Origin of the sequence: Paenibacillus baekrokdamisoli (assembly GCF_003945345.1) — a bacterium.
GTDB classification, from domain to species: Bacteria; Bacillota; Bacilli; order Paenibacillales; family Paenibacillaceae; genus Paenibacillus_Z; species Paenibacillus_Z baekrokdamisoli.
Map to the genome: position 1 here is coordinate 6,080,001 of NZ_AP019308.1, position 15,997 is coordinate 6,095,997.

Genomic DNA, 15,997 nt, shown 5'->3' on the forward strand with positions numbered 1-15,997 from the left:
AAGGCGAGGCCGAAAGGCGTAGTCGAAGGACAACAGGTTGATATTCCTGTACCACCGTAAGCCGTTATGAGCAATGGGGTGACGCAGAAGGATAGTGACGCGGACTGATGGAATAGTCCGTCCAAGCAGTAAGGCTTGTGTGTAGGCAAATCCGCACACTGTAAGGCTGAGCTGTGATGGGGAGGGAAAATTATAGTACCGAAGGTCATGTGTTCCCGCTGCCAAGAAAAGCCTCTAGCCAGGTGAAGGTGCCCGTACCGCAAACCGACACAGGTAGGTGAGCAGAGTATGCTAAGGCGCTCGGAAGAACTCTCGTTAAGGAACTCGGCAAAATGACCTCGTAACTTCGGGAGAAGAGGTGCCTCGGTAGGGTGAATAGCCCGAGGGGGCCGCAGTGAAAAGGCCCAAGCGACTGTTTAGCAAAAACACAGGTCTGTGCGAAGCCGTAAGGCGAAGTATACGGGCTGACGCCTGCCCGGTGCTGGAAGGTTAAGGGGAGTGGTTAGCCGCAAGGCGAAGCTATGAACTGAAGCCCCAGTAAACGGCGGCCGTAACTATAACGGTCCTAAGGTAGCGAAATTCCTTGTCAGGTAAATTCTGACCCGCACGAATGGCGTAACGACTTGGGCGCTGTCTCAACGAGAGATCCGGTGAAATTTTAATACCTGTGAAGATGCAGGTTACCCGCGACAAGACGGAAAGACCCCATGGAGCTTTACTGCAGCTTGATATTGGACTTTGGTACGATCTGTACAGGATAGGTGGGAGCCTAAGAAACCGGAGCGCCAGCTTCGGTGGAGGCACCGTTGGGATACCACCCTGATCGTATCGGAGTTCTAACCTGGTACCGTAATCCGGTACAGGGACCGTGTCAGGTGGGCAGTTTGACTGGGGCGGTCGCCTCCTAAAGAGTAACGGAGGCGCCCAAAGGTTCCCTCAGAATGGTTGGAAATCATTCGTAGCGTGTAAAGGCATAAGGGAGCTTGACTGCGAGACCTACAAGTCGAGCAGGGACGAAAGTCGGGCTTAGTGATCCGGTGGTACCGCATGGAAGGGCCATCGCTCAACGGATAAAAGCTACCCTGGGGATAACAGGCTTATCTCCCCCAAGAGTCCACATCGACGGGGAGGTTTGGCACCTCGATGTCGGCTCATCGCATCCTGGGGCTGAAGTAGGTCCCAAGGGTTGGGCTGTTCGCCCATTAAAGCGGTACGCGAGCTGGGTTCAGAACGTCGTGAGACAGTTCGGTCCCTATCTGTCGTGGGCGTAGGAAATTTGAGAGGAGCTGTCCTTAGTACGAGAGGACCGGGATGGACGCACCGCTGGTGTACCAGTTGTTCCGCCAGGAGCATAGCTGGGTAGCTACGTGCGGACGGGATAAGCGCTGAAAGCATCTAAGCGTGAAGCCCCCCTCAAGATGAGATTTCCCAATTTAGTAAGACCCCTAGAAGACGACTAGGTTGATAGGTTCGAGGTGGAAGTGCAGTAATGCATGCAGCTGACGAATACTAATCGGTCGAGGGCTTATCCTACCGCTTCTCACCATTGGTGAGAGCAAGGCTTCGGGACTTACGTGTAACAGCTAACATAAGCTAAGACAACATTTCGCAAATGTTCGTATCCAGTTTTCAGGGTGTAACAGCCCGATGTTTCATCGTTCCCTGATAGCTCAGTTGGTAGAGCACTCGACTGTTAATCGAGTTGTCACAGGTTCGAGTCCTGTTCGGGGAGCCATTTTGCTCTCATAGCTCAGTCGGTAGAGTGCATCCATGGTAAGGATGAGGTCACCGGTTCGATTCCGGTTGAGAGCTCCAGTATCACTTCTTTGAATCATTCATTCTAGGCCCGTTGGTCAAGTGGTTAAGACACCTCCCTTTCACGGAGGTAACAGGGGTTCGAGTCCCCTACGGGTCACCAACTCTCACTTCGGAGGCTTAGCTCAGCTGGGAGAGCATCTGCCTTACAAGCAGAGGGTCGGCGGTTCGATCCCGTCAGCCTCCACCATCTCTACTGGGGATTAGCCAAGCGGTAAGGCAACGGACTTTGACTCCGTCATCCCTAGGTTCGAATCCTAGATCCCCAGCCATTTTATCATTTTGAGTCATTAGCTCAGTTGGTAGAGCACCTGACTTTTAATCAGGGTGTCGTAGGTTCGAATCCTACATGACTCACCATTTTCACCTATGAAAATGGCCTTCACTAATGCGCGCGTATGGCGGAATTGGCAGACGCACTAGACTTAGGATCTAGCGGGCGACCGTGGGGGTTCAAGTCCCTCTACGCGCATTACAATCACCAAAAGACCATTAAGATCACTTGATCTTAATGGTCTTTTGGTTTTATAAACCCTATTGTAGCATGGCCTAACGTGGCTTATTTGTCTCAAGATCTACATGAACAGTATACTGAGAAACCCTTTTCTTTATTTACTGATTAAACCTATTGAATAAATAAGGGCTATCCCAAACAGCTAAACAATCAGCTGTTCTGGGATAGTCCTGTTTTTAGTACCTACGTTGGAATTATAGAGTTCAATTCGGTTCAATCTTTTAAGTAGTGGAGGCTATCCTGATCTATTGCTCAACATGCTGTTATCTTTTGCTGACTTTCCTCCGAGACACACGCATTAGGCTAAGAAAATAGGGGGTACCTATTATGACGACAACGAGTCCTGATGGTATTTCCTTGGCGCAAATACGGTCCTACCAATAAGATCGGCAGCTACGAGAGGAAAGGCGCCCAGCAGTTTAGAGACAGGTACCAGCTTATGGTGACGTGGGCCGATGAGCAACCGTGATGCATGGGGCGCAATCAATCCGATGAAGCCTATGGTGACTACTATCGAAACAGCGACCGCAGCCAGGCATACATTGATCAACCCGATCCATAATCGCGATCGTTCGACCTTCACCCCAAGGTTAACGGAGATGTCATCCATGAGCTGCAGAATGTCTAGCTTGCGTACCTGTATCCAGGCCAAAGGCAGTAAAAAGATGGGCCACAAAAGCAGCTGCTTGAGCTCATCCCAACCCCGAGCATAGGTTGTTCCCGAAAGGTTGTTCCCGAAAGCCACTCGAGCGCTACAGCTGCCCTCTTTTGAGCACGAATAACGTGCAGCTTTATCAGGGCGGATCCGACAGCAGATACAGCCATACCGAAGAGAGCGACCGCTGCCGGTTGCATCCCTTCTCGTCTGGCTAACACATAAACGATTGCTGCTGCGATTAGGGCACCTATAAAGTCGCCGAACGGAAGCCAAGCCACAGTGCATGCTGTATGAGGATAAGCAGCGTTAAGTGCTCCGACTCCCGCACCCGACGCAACGCCTACTAGGGATGGATCAGCAAGCGGATTGCGGGCGATTCCCTGCATGAGAAGCCCGCTTGCCGCGAGACAAGCGCCCGCCAAGCGGCAACTAGTATGCGGGACAGACGCATATTCAGCACATGCAGTTGACGGTTTAGGGTATCGACACGATGTGTGAAAGTCCTTAGGCTCGCCGTTTCCCGCTACTTCATATCTGCAGGTGGATTTATAATAATGATGAAATTAATGATGTTAGTTCATTCATGTAGTGAATAATTAATTTTATAATTAACCCCGTAAAATAAGCACGCTACTCTGATACAGCAATCAGCAAGGAGAATTATCATTAAAAGAGAAAAATCTTGACTCTTCTACTGAGAATAGTTATCATTAACAATAATGAGAACAATTATCACTTCTCACTATGGAAATATGCACAATGAGGGGAGAAGATTAAATATGATTCGTTTAACCACTAATCAACTAAACATTGGCTACGAAGAAAGACTCATAGTAGAAAATTTAAATATAGCGATACCTCAAGGTAAAATCACTGCACTTGTAGGAGCGAACGGCTCTGGTAAATCTACGATTCTAAAGACATTAGCACGTATCATGTCACCATCGGCTGGCTCTGTTCTATTGGATGGTAAATCGATACATAAACAATCAACGAAAGAAGTAGCGAAGCAGCTGGCTATATTACCGCAAAATCCTACTGCTCCCGATGGACTTACCGTTGCCGAGCTTGTATCTTATGGTCGTTTCCCTTATCAGAAAGGCTTTGGTTCACTAACCCGAGAGGATCGTTCCATCATACAATGGGCGATTGACTCTACGGGGATGGCTGACTTTACGGATAGACCCATTGATCAGTTATCAGGTGGACAAAGGCAGCGTGCATGGATAGCGATGGCACTAGCTCAGCAAACGGATATTTTATTCCTAGATGAGCCTACGACGTTTCTTGATATGGCTCATCAATTGGAAGTACTCGAGCTTCTGCAGAAGTTGAATGAGAGCTCCAATAGAACCATAATTATGGTTGTACACGACTTGAATCATGCTTCACGCTACGCACATCATATGATCGCTATTAAACAGGGTAAGGTTGCTGGAGAAGGCACACCTCAGGAAGTCATGACTAAAGATGTGCTCCGTGAGGTATTTGGCATTGAGGCCGATATCATTGCTGATCCTCGTTCGGGTTTACCATTATGTTTGCCTTATTCACTAGCACAAGACTTTCGTGGTCCGAATAAGAATAAACTTGATGAAACTAACTCCACGCCATTGTTAGCTGCGGTATCTGGAGGGTGAACCAAGCTACCTTAAATCGTACGGAGCTTCTTCAGAAGGAGTGCAGTATTCTATTCCGTTCAGTTGACGATGAGGTTATTCAGGAATACACATTTGACGCGTTGCTCGAGCCAGCAAATGCTCTGGGTTTCCTGCAATTTTATGCTGCTGCCATTAAAGCAGATGAGCTCTCGCCAGCAGCTACTTATTTTGCATCCAACTTACATGGGATTATTATGGCTGTACAAAGGTTAATGTCCACGGATAATGCGGTTATGAATTGGTCCTTGAGCAACTGGAGCTTGGTGCTTGTTGCTAAGGATGGGTATACAAGTTTGATGTTCCGACCGGTTGACTCCGTCATAGAGGATATTGCGCCGATAAATCGTGAAGAATGGCGAAATAAGGTACTAGCTCGCTTTTATGGAGGTACACTTAAACCGCTTATTCAAGTGATAGCTTCGGAGGCAGGGTTGAATGTTTCTCAATTGTGGGCTCTTGTCGCATCATCCTTATACTATTATAAGGAGCAAGCGGTCACCTTGTATGATGAGAAATCAATCGTATATGAACAGGTTATATCAGATTATCACTATTTGGTGAATGAAATGGATGGCTCTGTTTTTGAACGGAATCGAAATCCTCTTCAGGTAAAAATTCAACTCGTCGATAATCCATATCGTCAAGGGGAGCAAATGCCACTAAGATTCTCGTGCTGTCTTGCATATTTGACTGAATGTCGAAGTTATTGTTATTCCTGCCCCAAATTATCAAAGGAAGAACGATCTAAGATGGCGAAGGCCATTATTGCGGCGAAGGTGGGAGCAAGCTAAGGAATATCTATAAGGTAGGAGTAAATAGGCTATTTTAAATAAATTAAATCTTTTTCAAAAAAACAGTTGCATTTTATATTGAGGCATGATATATTATTTCTTGTCGCCGTTAACAAAACGTGCTGACAACGATATGCGGAAGTGGCTCAGCGGTAGAGCATCGCCTTGCCAAGGCGAGGGTCGCGGGTTCGATTCCCGTCTTCCGCTCCATATCTTTTGCGCCCTTAGCTCAGCTGGATAGAGCGTTTGACTACGAATCAAAAGGCCGGGAGTTCGAATCTCTCAGGGCGCGCCATTTTCTTAATAAGCAGATATACATAACGGGACGTAGCTCAGCTTGGTAGAGCACCTGGTTTGGGACCAGGGGGTCGCATGTTCAAATCGTGTCGTCCCGACCATATCTGTTTGCGGGTGTAGTTCAATGGTAGAACTTTAGCCTTCCAAGCTAATAGCGTGGGTTCGATTCCCATCACCCGCTCCATATTTTTAAATTCGAAGCCTTGGACTCCAAGGCTTTTTTTGTGCATTATTTTATCGCTAACGGCTATGAAAACAACTCGTGAAAAAGCTTCAACCGTACTTCAATTTGTAGTATAATAGTTGGAGTGAAAAAGGCTTATGGATGGCTAATGATATTAACGAAGTGATGACTAAATGAAGTAAAAGATGAGCTTATGATGTGGTTTTGCTAAAAGCATTACCTGAGGAGGATAAATGATGTCCGAACAAGCTGGATCTACTTTGACGACTAACCGGCCTAATTCCAACAACTTACTACGACGTGATGTGCGTTTTCTAGGGAATATTCTTGGAGATGTTCTTGTACATCAAGGTGGTCATGAGCTTTTAGAGATTGTTGAGAAAATTCGTGAGATGAGCAAAGCATTGCGTGCAGAGTTTTTGCCGGAGCTTTACGAAGAATTCAAAAAAGTTATTAACGCGCTAAACCCTGATATTCGTCATCAGGTTATTCGTGCCTTTGCAATTTATTTCCAACTGATTAATATCGCTGAGCAGAACCATAGAATTCGTCGCAAACGTGATTATGAGTGCTCTGCTGGGGAAACGGTTCAACCCGGTTCCATTGAGAGTGCTATTCTTGTTTTGAAAGATCAAGGTATTGCGATTGATGAAGTGAAATCCATTATTGAAGGTATTTCGCTTGAGCTCGTCATGACGGCTCACCCAACTGAAGCAACGCGTCGTGCTGTACTTGATATTCATAAACGTATTGCCAATGATGTAATGGAACTCGATAATCCGAATTTAACCTACCGTGAACGTGAGAAACAGCGCGAGAAGCTGTTGAATGAAGTGTTCACGCTTTGGCAAACGGACGAGCTTCGTGATCGGAAGCCAACTGTTATTGATGAGGTTCGGAACGGGATGTATTATTTTGACGAGACGTTATTCGATGTCCTGCCAAGCGTGTATGAAGAATTAGAACGAAACCTGGACAAATACTATCCGGGAGAGCGTTGGCATGTTCCCACTTATCTTCGTTTCGGATCTTGGATCGGTGGAGATCGTGATGGCAATCCTTCTGTTACATCGAAAGTTACATGGGAAACACTAACGCTTCAACGGGAGCTTGTTCTTCAGAAATATGAACATCTTTTAAAGGACTTAGTTGACCAACTGAGCTTTAGTACGAATATCATTGAGGTATCCGATGAGCTGACGGCATCCATGAAATTGGATCGTGAGCTAGTTGAGCTTCGGAATGTGGAGGTATGGCGTAATGAGAAAGAGCCTTACCGGATTAAGCTTAGCTATATGCTGGAGAAGCTGTCCAACACTCTAACTGGCTCGTCACAACGTTATAACAATGCGAATGAGCTGAAAGAAGATTTGCTTATCATTGACCGGAGCCTGCGTCATCACTTTGCGGATTACGTAGCAGATACGCATATTCGAAAATTCGTTCGCCAAGTGGAGCTATTCGGATTTCATCTTGCTACTTTGGACGTTCGGCAGCATAGCCAAGAGCATGAAAATGCATTGACTGAAATTCTTGCGAACATGAACATTGTCAAGGATTATTCATCGCTAAAAGAAGACGAGAAAATCGAGCTGCTGCATCGTTTACTTAATGATCCGCGTCCGCTAACCTCACCTCATTTTGCTTATACGGAAAGTACTCGTGAATGTATAGATGTGTATCACACCATCTATCGAGCGCAGCAGGAGTTTGGCGTCAATTGTATCTCAAGCTACTTGATTAGCATGACTCAGGGAGCGAGCGATATGCTTGAGGTTATGTTGTTCGCAAAAGAAGTAGGCTTGTTCCGTCAGGACACGAATGGTCAAGTGGAGTGCACCATACAGGCAGTTCCTCTTTTTGAAACAATTGATGATTTGCATGCTGCACCTGGAATTATGGAACAATTATTTGCTCTTCCGGTTTACCGTAAATCGGTCGAAGTTATGGGTAATTTGCATGAAATTATGCTCGGATATTCTGATAGCAATAAAGATGGCGGTGTGGTTACAGCGAACTGGGAATTACGTGTTGCACTTAATGCAATTACGAGTGCGGCAAAAAAATTCGATGTGAAGCTGAAGTTCTTCCACGGTCGTGGCGGTGCACTTGGTCGCGGTGGAATGCCGCTTAACCGTAGTATTCTAGCGCAGCCTCCTCATACAGTAGGTGGCGGGATCAAAATTACAGAGCAAGGTGAAGTTCTGTCCTCACGCTACTCGATGAAGGGTATTGCATACCGCAGCTTGGAGCAAGCGACATGGGCACTTGTGACTGCGGCGCGCTTGGCAAAATATCCAGAGCAAGAAGCTAGCGATACTGCAGAATGGGATGAGATTTCTAAAGGTATCTCCGAGGTTGCTCAGAAGAAATATCAGGATCTGATATTCCGTGATCCAGATTTTATGACTTTCTTTAAAGAATCAACTCCATTACCTGAAGTCGGCGAACTGAATATCGGTTCCCGCCCGTCGAAACGTAAGGGCAGTGATCGATTTGAGGATTTACGCGCGATTCCATGGGTATTCGCATGGACGCAAAGCCGATATTTGTTACCAGCATGGTATGCAGCTGGCACGGCTCTGGAAGACTACGTACAGAGCGGTGATCAGGAGCAGCGTCTGGAAACTTTACGCGTTATGTACGGGCAGTTCCCATTCTTCACTTCATTGATTGATAACTTGCAAATGGCCCTTGCGAAAGCGGATCTGCTGATTGCGAAGGAATATGCGGATATGATCTCAGATGCAACGATTCGTGATCGTATCTTCACGCAAATCCAAGAAGAATACGTCCGGACATCATCACTAATCCTGCAAATAACTGGACAAGTCGACATCCTGGATAATGTACCGGTTATTCAAGAATCGATCCGTCTGCGTAATCCTTATGTAGATCCACTTAGCTACATGCAAGTTCAACTATTGACCGAGCTGCGCGCATTGCGCGAAAGCGGCGAAGCAGATGATCCAATCTTGCTTCGTGAAGTGCTGTTAACTATCAACGGAATAGCTGCAGGACTTCGAAATACGGGATGATCAGATGATTGGTTTGCGTAAGCAATCGTAAGATTGATTATGCAGCATTCATCGGCTTCGGAACGCTAAATTGGTTTGCGTAAGGATGATTGGTTTGCGTAAGCAATCGTAAGATTGATTATGCAGCATTCATCGTGCTTTGGAACGCTAAATTGGTTTGCGTAAGCAATCGTAAGATTGATTATGCAGCATTCATCGTGCTTCGGAACGCAAGATGGGGTGTTGGGTCATTTTTAATAACTTGAGGGGCAGGACGCCCACGGCGGAATTGTCTGTCCGAGAAGCGTCCTGCCCTTTTTGTTATCTAAATAAGAGGTAGTTAACGTGTTTAAAACAGGGAGGCATCAGGAAATGAGCCGTAAGCCTCTGTATGGGATGTCCGTATTATCTGTATTACTTGGGGCGGTGAGTTATGGCTTACTATCGCCTTTAGTAAAACTGGCTTTTGATAAGGGATTTACCTTGGAACAAGTGACTGTGCATCAGACAGGGCTTGCTATGGTGCTATTGTGGCTGCTTGCTCTTGTGCGGTTCAAACGGTGGAAGAACCCTTTTCGCGGCGGGCAATGGGTGAAGTTATCGATTATCGGAATTGGCGGCCTCACGCTAACTACGGTATTTTTTAATCAGGCTCTTGAACGTCTTGATGCATCGCTTGCGATCGTGTTGCTTTTTCAATTCACTTGGATTACCATCTTGCTAGATAGTGTGTCGTGCAAGCAGTGGCCTGGGAAATTTCGTCTGCTAGCCATCGTAATTGTTATGATCGGGACACTGCTCGCTGTTGGAATACTAGATGAAGGTCTAGGGCGGTTTGATACGCTCGGTGTTATACTAGGATTATTATCTGCTGTGGCTTATAGCCTATTCATATGGTGGACCGGACGGCTTGAAGGGGATCAGGATCCTGTCATTCGTTCAGCTGTTATGATGAGTGCTGGCTTTCTGCTCGTTATGCTGCTTTATGGCTCTAGGGCTATATCCAGCGATGCGGAAGGTACATTGATAGGTTGGGGACTGCTGCTTGGTGTGCTCGGGCAAGTTATTCCAACAGTACTCTTCAATATAGGTATTCCGAGAATAGGCAGCAGTTTAGCGGCATTGCTTGGCTCCTTAGAGCTCCCTGTTGCGGCGTTGACCGCATGGGCTGTACTGGGTGAGTCCATTAGCTTAATGAAATTAATGGGTATTGTGCTGATCCTCATTGGGATCGGAATAGCTGAGCTACCTTCGGGGCCTAGATCGGAGCGCTTAGCAAGTTTGGAGGAAAAATAGTGATTTCTGTTGAGGCACGGTTAGCGCGATTAGCTTTAAAAGGCGATCAGCGGGCTTTTGCCGAGATCGTCGAGCTTTATCAGGACAAGCTTTACCATATGTCTTATCGAATGCTATACAATCGTCAGGAAGCAGAGGATGTTGTACAAGAAACGTTCCTGCGTGTTTATAAAAACCTTGCGCGATATGATGATGCAATGAAGTTCTCGACGTGGATTTATCGGATCGCGACCAATCTGTGTATCGATCGTCTTCGGAAGAGAAAGCCTGCTTATTCGCTTGATGCCGAGTCTACTGATCATGAGGGACTTGATGGGTATGCAATGATTCCAAGTGATAACCGAACTCCAGAGAGTGAGCTTATGCTCTCGGATACACAGCGCATTATTCATCAGGCGGTCGAGACCCTTCCAGCCAAATACAAATCGGTTATGGTTCTTCGGTATCTTCAGGAAATGTCTTTGCAGGAGATAAGTGATGTACTCGAAATGCCAGTAACAACGATTAAAACACGTGTGCATCGAGGCCGGGAATTCCTTCGTAAAAAGCTCGAGCATAAGCTATAGACGAGCGTAATGAAGCAAATGGAAATATCTTTGTTCATTAAATGTGAAATATTGGGCGCTATTGTTGTGCAAATAAGTGAAACATCATTGCTTCCCATACGTATCGTATACGACAGCGAATAAACAGCGAAGGAAGGAATGGCTGCTATGAATTGCAAAGTCGCCATCGTCTGGATACATGATTACCTAGACGACGACCTGCCCCATGATAATGTGGCTGAATTAAAGGCACATTTGTTTTCCTGCCCGGCATGCTGCGCGAGACTCGAGCAATTAGAGCGAACGGAAGCACTGGCCCACAAAATGATGGATTCCTGCGTGGTCATTGATGCCGGCCACTCTGTGCAGCTTAAAGAGCGCATCATGAGCGCCTTGCCTTACAAACGGCGTGCTGCATCGAGTTTCACAAGATGGATTCGCAATCACCCTGCTATTACCGTTGCTGCTGTCTTTGCTCTTGTGATGTTCGCTAGCTTCACGGCAATGTGGGAGCAGAATACGGATTTGACCGTTCGCGGTTCGGACCTTGCACAGGTTGTTATTGAAGGAGATACGGTTACAGTTCCTGTCGGCGCACATATTAATGGTGATCTGACGGTGTCGAATGGAACGGCCAATGTACTTGGAGACGTTGAAGGTGATGTGACGGTTATTGGAGGTTCATTATACCAAGCTTCGACCGCTCATATATCCGGACAAGTGAAGAAAATTGACCAAGCCTTGGATTGGTTTTGGTATAAAGTTACAAACTCTATGAGCAGTTTGGCTTATTGATTGAGCTGCCTCCCTAATATGGGAGGTTTTTTTGTAAAAAAAAAGGATTTGCAACCCCGTTTCTAGAAAAGAATAAGGTTAAGAATCCGTTATAAGGATTAGAGATACCTGGGTAATGGGTCGTTGGGGGTTGAGGAATGAACTATTTCGCTGATTTGACTTGGAAAGAGTGGATCAAGGATCTAATTGATATCTCCATAGTCAGCTATATTATTTATAAAATGATTTTGCTTGTTCGCGGAACAAAAGCGGTGCAGCTGCTTAAAGGAATTTTTGTTCTTGTGGGTACTTGGGCGATCAGTACCTGGTTTAATTTGTATACGCTCAAATGGTTGATGAATCAGATGTTTACCTTTGGTGTTGTGACCGTGCTTATTATTTTTCAACCGGAGCTTCGCCGGGCACTGGAGCAGCTTGGACGCGGTAAGTTGTTCAGCCGGTCGTCAGTCGTGGAGCGGGATGTCAGTGAACGTATTAATGAGATCATTAAGTCCATTAACTATATGGCGAAGCGTAAAATCGGAGCACTAATCGTGTTTGAGCGAAGTACAGGGCTATCTGACTATATTGAGTCTGGGATTCAGATGGAGTCGATTGTTAGCTCGGAGCTGCTCATTAATATTTTCATCCCGAATACGCCGCTCCATGATGGAGCTGTCATCATTAGAGGCAATCAAATTATGGCTGCCGGCTGTTACTTACCTTTGTCGGAGAATCCGTTCATTAGCAAGGAGCTTGGTACGCGCCACCGAGCAGGTATTGGTGTGACCGAGGTTTGTGACGCGGTTTCAATTATCGTATCCGAAGAAACGGGACAAGTTTCTCTTGCTGTTGGTGGAATGATTGTTCGCGATATTAAGGAAGAATCGTTGATATCCAAGCTTTTCGAAGAACTGAATACAAATCCGAAGCCTCGTGAAAGACAAGGGTCAAAGGTACCTTTCTGGAGACGGAAAGGGGGGAATGAGAATGGATAAGTGGCTTAGTAATCCCACCGCTCTCAAAATCATTTCTTTAGCCATTGGCATTCTGCTGTGGGCTGTCGTTCATTTTGATTCGGATCGTTCACCTAATACGGTAGCTTCTCTAACCGAGACGAAGGAAATTGATGGAATTCAAGTGAAGGCAATAGGCATGGATGAGAAGAACTATGCGCTTCGATTACTAGAGCCTTCAGTCGTGCATTTGACGGTTCGGGGATCACGTTCGGATCTTATTTCGGCGACCCCGAACGATTTTCAAGTGACAGTGGATTTGAGCAAAGCTACCGAAGGGCGAATGGTTGTACCAGTGACGGTGAGCCTGCCTCGCGGCTTGGAACGAGTTGATGTGAAGCCAAGCAGTGTAACCGTTGTGCTCGAGAGGATCCTTACGAAGGAATTCGAGGTCAGTGTTAAGGCGGTAGGTAATCCTGGTCAGGGCTACAAAACGGGTCAGGCCATCGTTAAGCCGAACAACCGTGTGCACGTAACCTTACCTAAGGATCAGATGGATGAGGTCTCTTTTGTAGGTGGATCCATCTCTGTAGATGGCATAGAGGAAACGGTTAACGAGAAGAAGATGAAGATTATTGTGCTGGACAAAGATGGGAACGAAATGAGTGATGCACTTGTGAACCCAAGTGTTGTTGAGGTCGAAATACCGATCACGAAGCCATTCAAGAAGCTTCCACTTCAGTTCGGATTCATAGGTAAATTACCGGATGGACTGGCGATATCCTCCTTCAAACCAAGTGTGGATACGGTCACGGTATATGGGCCGCAAGACGTGCTCGATAAGTACGATTTTTACGATGGATTGCAAATAGACTTGTCCAAGATGACGCAATCAGGTACGATAAGTCTCGACATTAAACCTGAAGCAGGCTTGTCAACGGTAGATCCGACAACGGTTACCATAGACTACACGATTGTCCCAGAATCCTTGAAGGTACTATCGAAGCTCAAGATAACGCTTATTGGACTTTCGGATGGACTGAAGGCGAAAGTTGCTGTACCAGCTAATGGTACTGTGGACGCAACGGTGAAAGGCGCACCTCTCATTCTTGCTGATATTGGAGTCAAGGATGTGCAATTAGTCGCTGACTTGAGTGGACTTGGACCTGGCAGTCATGTGGTGCCACTCGACATTCATTTGCCGCGCTTTGTGAATTCGGGTACGGATGTCCCGCTTAGCATTACGGTGGAGATTACGGATGGTACGGCAACGACTACACCTACTGCACCTACATCAGCCGGTCCTACGAGCAAAGGAGCGGGAGCTTCGGGTAATGGCAGCACCAATAACGGCACGAGTGCAAATAATGAATCAACGCCTGCTGACGGTGCAGGCACAGGTTCGGGAAATGGTACAGATCCCGGCACTGGAACAGATAACAACACAACGAATCCAAATTCTAATAACGCTCCTCAGGAGCAACCAGTTACAGCCACTAAAACATGAACAGGTTGAAGGAGATCGTACAACATGGGAAAATATTTCGGAACAGATGGTGTGCGTGGGGTAGCTAACCGAGAGCTCACGCCAGAACTTGCTTACAAAATTGGCCGCTGCGGCGGATACGTACTGGCTGGTCAAGCTGAGAAGCCAAAAGTGGTTATCGGACTCGATACCCGAATTTCTGGACCAATGCTGGAAGCAGCATTAATCGCAGGCCTGCTCTCAATTGGGGCTAGTGTTATTCGTCTCGGTGTTGTATCAACGCCAGCGGTTGCTTATTTGACTCGTGTTCTTGGCGCTGATGCAGGCGTTATGATCTCGGCTTCACATAACCCCGTAGAAGATAATGGCATTAAGTTCTTTGGCGGCGATGGCTTCAAGCTCTCGGATGATACAGAGAATGAGATCGAGCGTCTAATGGATGCTCAGACGGATGAGCTGCCTCGTCCAGAGGGCGGAGAAATCGGTTTGGTTACGGTGGAGGATCAGGCTAAGCGTCTATATATCGACTTCTTAAAAACGACAGTAGAGCATTCATTCGCTGGCAAGAAAATTGTGCTGGATTGTGCAAATGGCGCTGCTTATTCCTTGGCACCAACCGTGTTCCGTGAGCTGGGAGCAGAGGTTATTGTTGTTGGAGCGGAGCCAAATGGACTTAATATTAATGATGGTGTAGGTTCGACCCATCCAGAATACTTACGCGATGAAGTGCTGAGGCAAGGTGCAGACCTTGGACTTTCCTTCGATGGTGATGCTGATCGTCTGATCGCGATTGATGAGAACGGGGAAGAGCTCGATGGTGATTTCTTGCTTTGTATTTGTGGAGACGCGATGAAGCGGGCTGGCACGTTGAAGAGCGATACAATCGTTACGACGGTAATGAGCAATATCGGCTTCTTCAAGGCCGTTCAGAAGCTTGGCTTGAAGACTGCACAAACAGCGGTTGGAGATCGGTATGTGATGGAAGAGATGCGCCGCGGAGGCTTTAACCTAGGTGGGGAGCAATCCGGTCATGTTATTTTCCTCGATTACAATACGACAGGCGATGGTATACTTACGGGACTTCAGCTTCTGAATACACTTGTAGCTTCAGGTCAAAAGCTGAGTGAACTGAAATCATTGATGCGGAAATATCCACAGACGCTTGTAAACGTGCGTGTACAGGATAAGAGCACCTTCAAGGATAACCTAGCTATCGCTGCTGCAATTGCTGAAGTCGAGCAAGAGCTAGGGGATAACGGCCGCGTGCTGGTGCGTGCTTCTGGTACAGAGTCCCTTATTCGTGTCATGGCAGAAGGGCCTGAGAAGGAAGAGGTTGCTGCTTACGTTTCGCGTATCGTAGAAATTGTTAAAGCAGAGCTCGGCGGAGTTTAAGTGCAGTCATAAGAAAAATACGAATATGTCCTTATAAAATCATCATATAGTCGCAGATGCGGGCAGTCTTTGGGTGCAGATGAAATATCTGTACTCGGGACTGCCTGTATTTATTAGGGTGGAATTCAAGAATGATATGGCTTTGCGCCCATGACAATAGTTGGAAAACGACGAATTAGAGCGAGTAGATAACAGACTATTTTCCATCATGAAGGCCGTTTTTATGTGAAATAGTTGCACCATGGCGGTAAAATGAATATGATAGGAAGTATGATTCCAGAAATGAAAGCGAGGATCGATTGTTTCATAAGGCTACACAAGCGCCAGAGCTTGCGCGGGCTGCCCTATACATGGTTCATGCTGTAGTAAGATGAACAGCTGTAGAAGGTGGACGGCAAGCTGACGAGGTGGAGGTGTTCGGAATTTTCGGCGGGGACCTCCCGGTTATGCATTTGATCGTGAGCCGATACTCAAAACGACCGGGCGACTGGGCGGACAAAGGTACGGCATAAATGCTTGATAGGTTGTTTATGCGCAGACGGCAACGGAGGCTTGTTTGCGTGTAGGTACAGGTCAAGGGTCAGCGCTTTGCAGCGCTATTCTCCTGGCTT

General features: G+C 46.7%; 11 protein-coding genes, 11 tRNA genes and 1 rRNA gene (1 of these 23 running past the window's edge). 21 read left to right on the plus strand and 2 right to left on the minus strand.

The genetic code is table 11. From position 1 onward, the window contains the following. From EKN16_RS26735 to EKN16_RS26770, 8 genes are all read left to right on the plus strand, one after another. Window positions 1-1,533, plus strand: a 23S ribosomal RNA gene (locus EKN16_RS26735) (it extends 1,398 nt beyond the left edge of the window). A gap of 126 nt (window positions 1,534-1,659) precedes the next feature. Next, window positions 1,660-1,735, plus strand: a tRNA-Asn gene (locus tag EKN16_RS26740). A gap of 4 nt (window positions 1,736-1,739) precedes the next feature. Continuing rightward, a tRNA-Thr gene (locus EKN16_RS26745) sits at window positions 1,740-1,815 on the plus strand. 28 nt (window positions 1,816-1,843) lie between these two features. After that, a tRNA-Glu gene (locus tag EKN16_RS26750) sits at window positions 1,844-1,918 on the plus strand. 11 nt (window positions 1,919-1,929) lie between these two features. After that, a tRNA-Val gene (locus tag EKN16_RS26755) sits at window positions 1,930-2,005 on the plus strand. A 7-nt stretch (window positions 2,006-2,012) separates the two neighbouring features. Next, window positions 2,013-2,087: transfer RNA gene (locus tag EKN16_RS26760), tRNA-Gln, on the plus strand. A 12-nt stretch (window positions 2,088-2,099) separates the two neighbouring features. Beyond that, window positions 2,100-2,175: transfer RNA gene (locus EKN16_RS26765), tRNA-Lys, on the plus strand. A gap of 32 nt (window positions 2,176-2,207) precedes the next feature. Next, a tRNA-Leu gene (locus EKN16_RS26770) sits at window positions 2,208-2,287 on the plus strand. 367 nt (window positions 2,288-2,654) lie between these two features. Here the strand turns inward: EKN16_RS26770 and EKN16_RS26775 are convergent. Together EKN16_RS26775 and EKN16_RS33270 are read right to left on the minus strand one after the other, a co-directional pair. Further along, window positions 2,655-2,981, minus strand: coding sequence for an iron chelate uptake ABC transporter family permease subunit (locus EKN16_RS26775; RefSeq protein ID WP_408636323.1), 327 nt, complete (start codon window positions 2,979-2,981; stop codon window positions 2,655-2,657). After that, on the minus strand, window positions 2,954-3,409 hold the full coding sequence (locus tag EKN16_RS33270; RefSeq protein ID WP_232016038.1) for an iron chelate uptake ABC transporter family permease subunit: 456 nt from the start codon (window positions 3,407-3,409) through the stop codon (window positions 2,954-2,956). The genes EKN16_RS26775 and EKN16_RS33270 overlap by 28 nt, the downstream gene beginning before the upstream one ends. Before the next feature lie 357 nt (window positions 3,410-3,766). Here EKN16_RS33270 and EKN16_RS26780 point away from each other — a divergent pair, with 357 nt between their 5' ends. The 13 genes from EKN16_RS26780 to glmM all read left to right on the plus strand — a co-directional run bounded on the left by EKN16_RS26780 (window position 3,767) and on the right by glmM (window position 15,386). Next, window positions 3,767-4,627 carry an ABC transporter ATP-binding protein gene (locus EKN16_RS26780; RefSeq protein ID WP_125663973.1) on the plus strand — a complete coding sequence of 287 codons (861 nt, stop codon included), beginning with the start codon at window positions 3,767-3,769 and terminating at the stop codon, window positions 4,625-4,627. Next, window positions 4,624-5,439, plus strand: coding sequence for a hypothetical protein (locus EKN16_RS26785; protein ID WP_125663975.1), 816 nt, complete (start codon window positions 4,624-4,626; stop codon window positions 5,437-5,439). Before EKN16_RS26780 ends, EKN16_RS26785 begins: the two co-directional genes overlap by 4 nt. 135 nt (window positions 5,440-5,574) lie before the next feature. Then, window positions 5,575-5,649, plus strand: a tRNA-Gly gene (locus tag EKN16_RS26790). Between the two features lie 8 nt (window positions 5,650-5,657). Then, window positions 5,658-5,734: transfer RNA gene (locus EKN16_RS26795), tRNA-Arg, on the plus strand. A 26-nt stretch (window positions 5,735-5,760) separates the two neighbouring features. Continuing rightward, window positions 5,761-5,837: transfer RNA gene (locus EKN16_RS26800), tRNA-Pro, on the plus strand. A 9-nt stretch (window positions 5,838-5,846) separates the two neighbouring features. Further along, window positions 5,847-5,920: transfer RNA gene (locus EKN16_RS26805), tRNA-Gly, on the plus strand. A gap of 236 nt (window positions 5,921-6,156) precedes the next feature. Further along, window positions 6,157-8,958, plus strand: a complete 2,802-nt coding sequence (gene ppc, locus EKN16_RS26810; RefSeq protein ID WP_125666717.1) for a phosphoenolpyruvate carboxylase — start codon at window positions 6,157-6,159, stop codon at window positions 8,956-8,958. Window positions 8,959-9,309: 351 nt separating this feature from the next. After that, window positions 9,310-10,233, plus strand: a complete 924-nt coding sequence (locus EKN16_RS26815; protein ID WP_125663977.1) for an EamA family transporter — start codon at window positions 9,310-9,312, stop codon at window positions 10,231-10,233. Further along, a complete protein-coding gene (gene sigW, locus EKN16_RS26820; protein WP_125663979.1) occupies window positions 10,233-10,799 on the plus strand; it encodes an RNA polymerase sigma factor SigW in 567 nt (188 codons plus the stop codon). The genes EKN16_RS26815 and sigW overlap by 1 nt, the downstream gene beginning before the upstream one ends. 147 nt (window positions 10,800-10,946) lie before the next feature. Continuing rightward, entirely contained in the window at window positions 10,947-11,573 is a 627-nt protein-coding gene (locus EKN16_RS26825; protein WP_125663980.1) for a zf-HC2 domain-containing protein, read from the plus strand. Between the two features lie 137 nt (window positions 11,574-11,710). Continuing rightward, the gene (cdaA, locus tag EKN16_RS26830; RefSeq protein ID WP_125663982.1) at window positions 11,711-12,550 is read left to right on the plus strand and encodes a diadenylate cyclase CdaA; all 840 of its coding nucleotides are present in this window, start codon (window positions 11,711-11,713) and stop codon (window positions 12,548-12,550) included. After that, complete coding sequence (locus EKN16_RS26835; RefSeq protein ID WP_164523002.1) at window positions 12,543-14,015, plus strand: CdaR family protein; 1,473 nt, start codon at window positions 12,543-12,545, stop codon at window positions 14,013-14,015. The genes cdaA and EKN16_RS26835 overlap by 8 nt, the downstream gene beginning before the upstream one ends. Before the next feature lie 24 nt (window positions 14,016-14,039). After that, window positions 14,040-15,386 (plus strand): phosphoglucosamine mutase, encoded by a 1,347-nt coding sequence (gene glmM, locus EKN16_RS26840; RefSeq protein ID WP_125663986.1) that lies wholly within the window; start codon window positions 14,040-14,042, stop codon window positions 15,384-15,386. The last annotated feature ends 611 nt before the right edge of the window (window positions 15,387-15,997 follow it).

Coding starts and splice junctions, on each gene's coding strand:
- EKN16_RS26835 (WP_164523002.1), top strand. CDS start 12,543: ATGGATAAGTGGCTTAGTAATCCCACCGCTCTCAAAATCATTTCTTTA.
- glmM (WP_125663986.1), top strand. CDS start 14,040: ATGGGAAAATATTTCGGAACAGATGGTGTGCGTGGGGTAGCTAACCGA.
- cdaA (WP_125663982.1), top strand. CDS start 11,711: ATGAACTATTTCGCTGATTTGACTTGGAAAGAGTGGATCAAGGATCTA.
- EKN16_RS26815 (WP_125663977.1), top strand. CDS start 9,310: ATGAGCCGTAAGCCTCTGTATGGGATGTCCGTATTATCTGTATTACTT.
- EKN16_RS26780 (WP_125663973.1), top strand. CDS start 3,767: ATGATTCGTTTAACCACTAATCAACTAAACATTGGCTACGAAGAAAGA.
- ppc (WP_125666717.1), top strand. CDS start 6,157: ATGTCCGAACAAGCTGGATCTACTTTGACGACTAACCGGCCTAATTCC.
- EKN16_RS26825 (WP_125663980.1), top strand. CDS start 10,947: ATGAATTGCAAAGTCGCCATCGTCTGGATACATGATTACCTAGACGAC.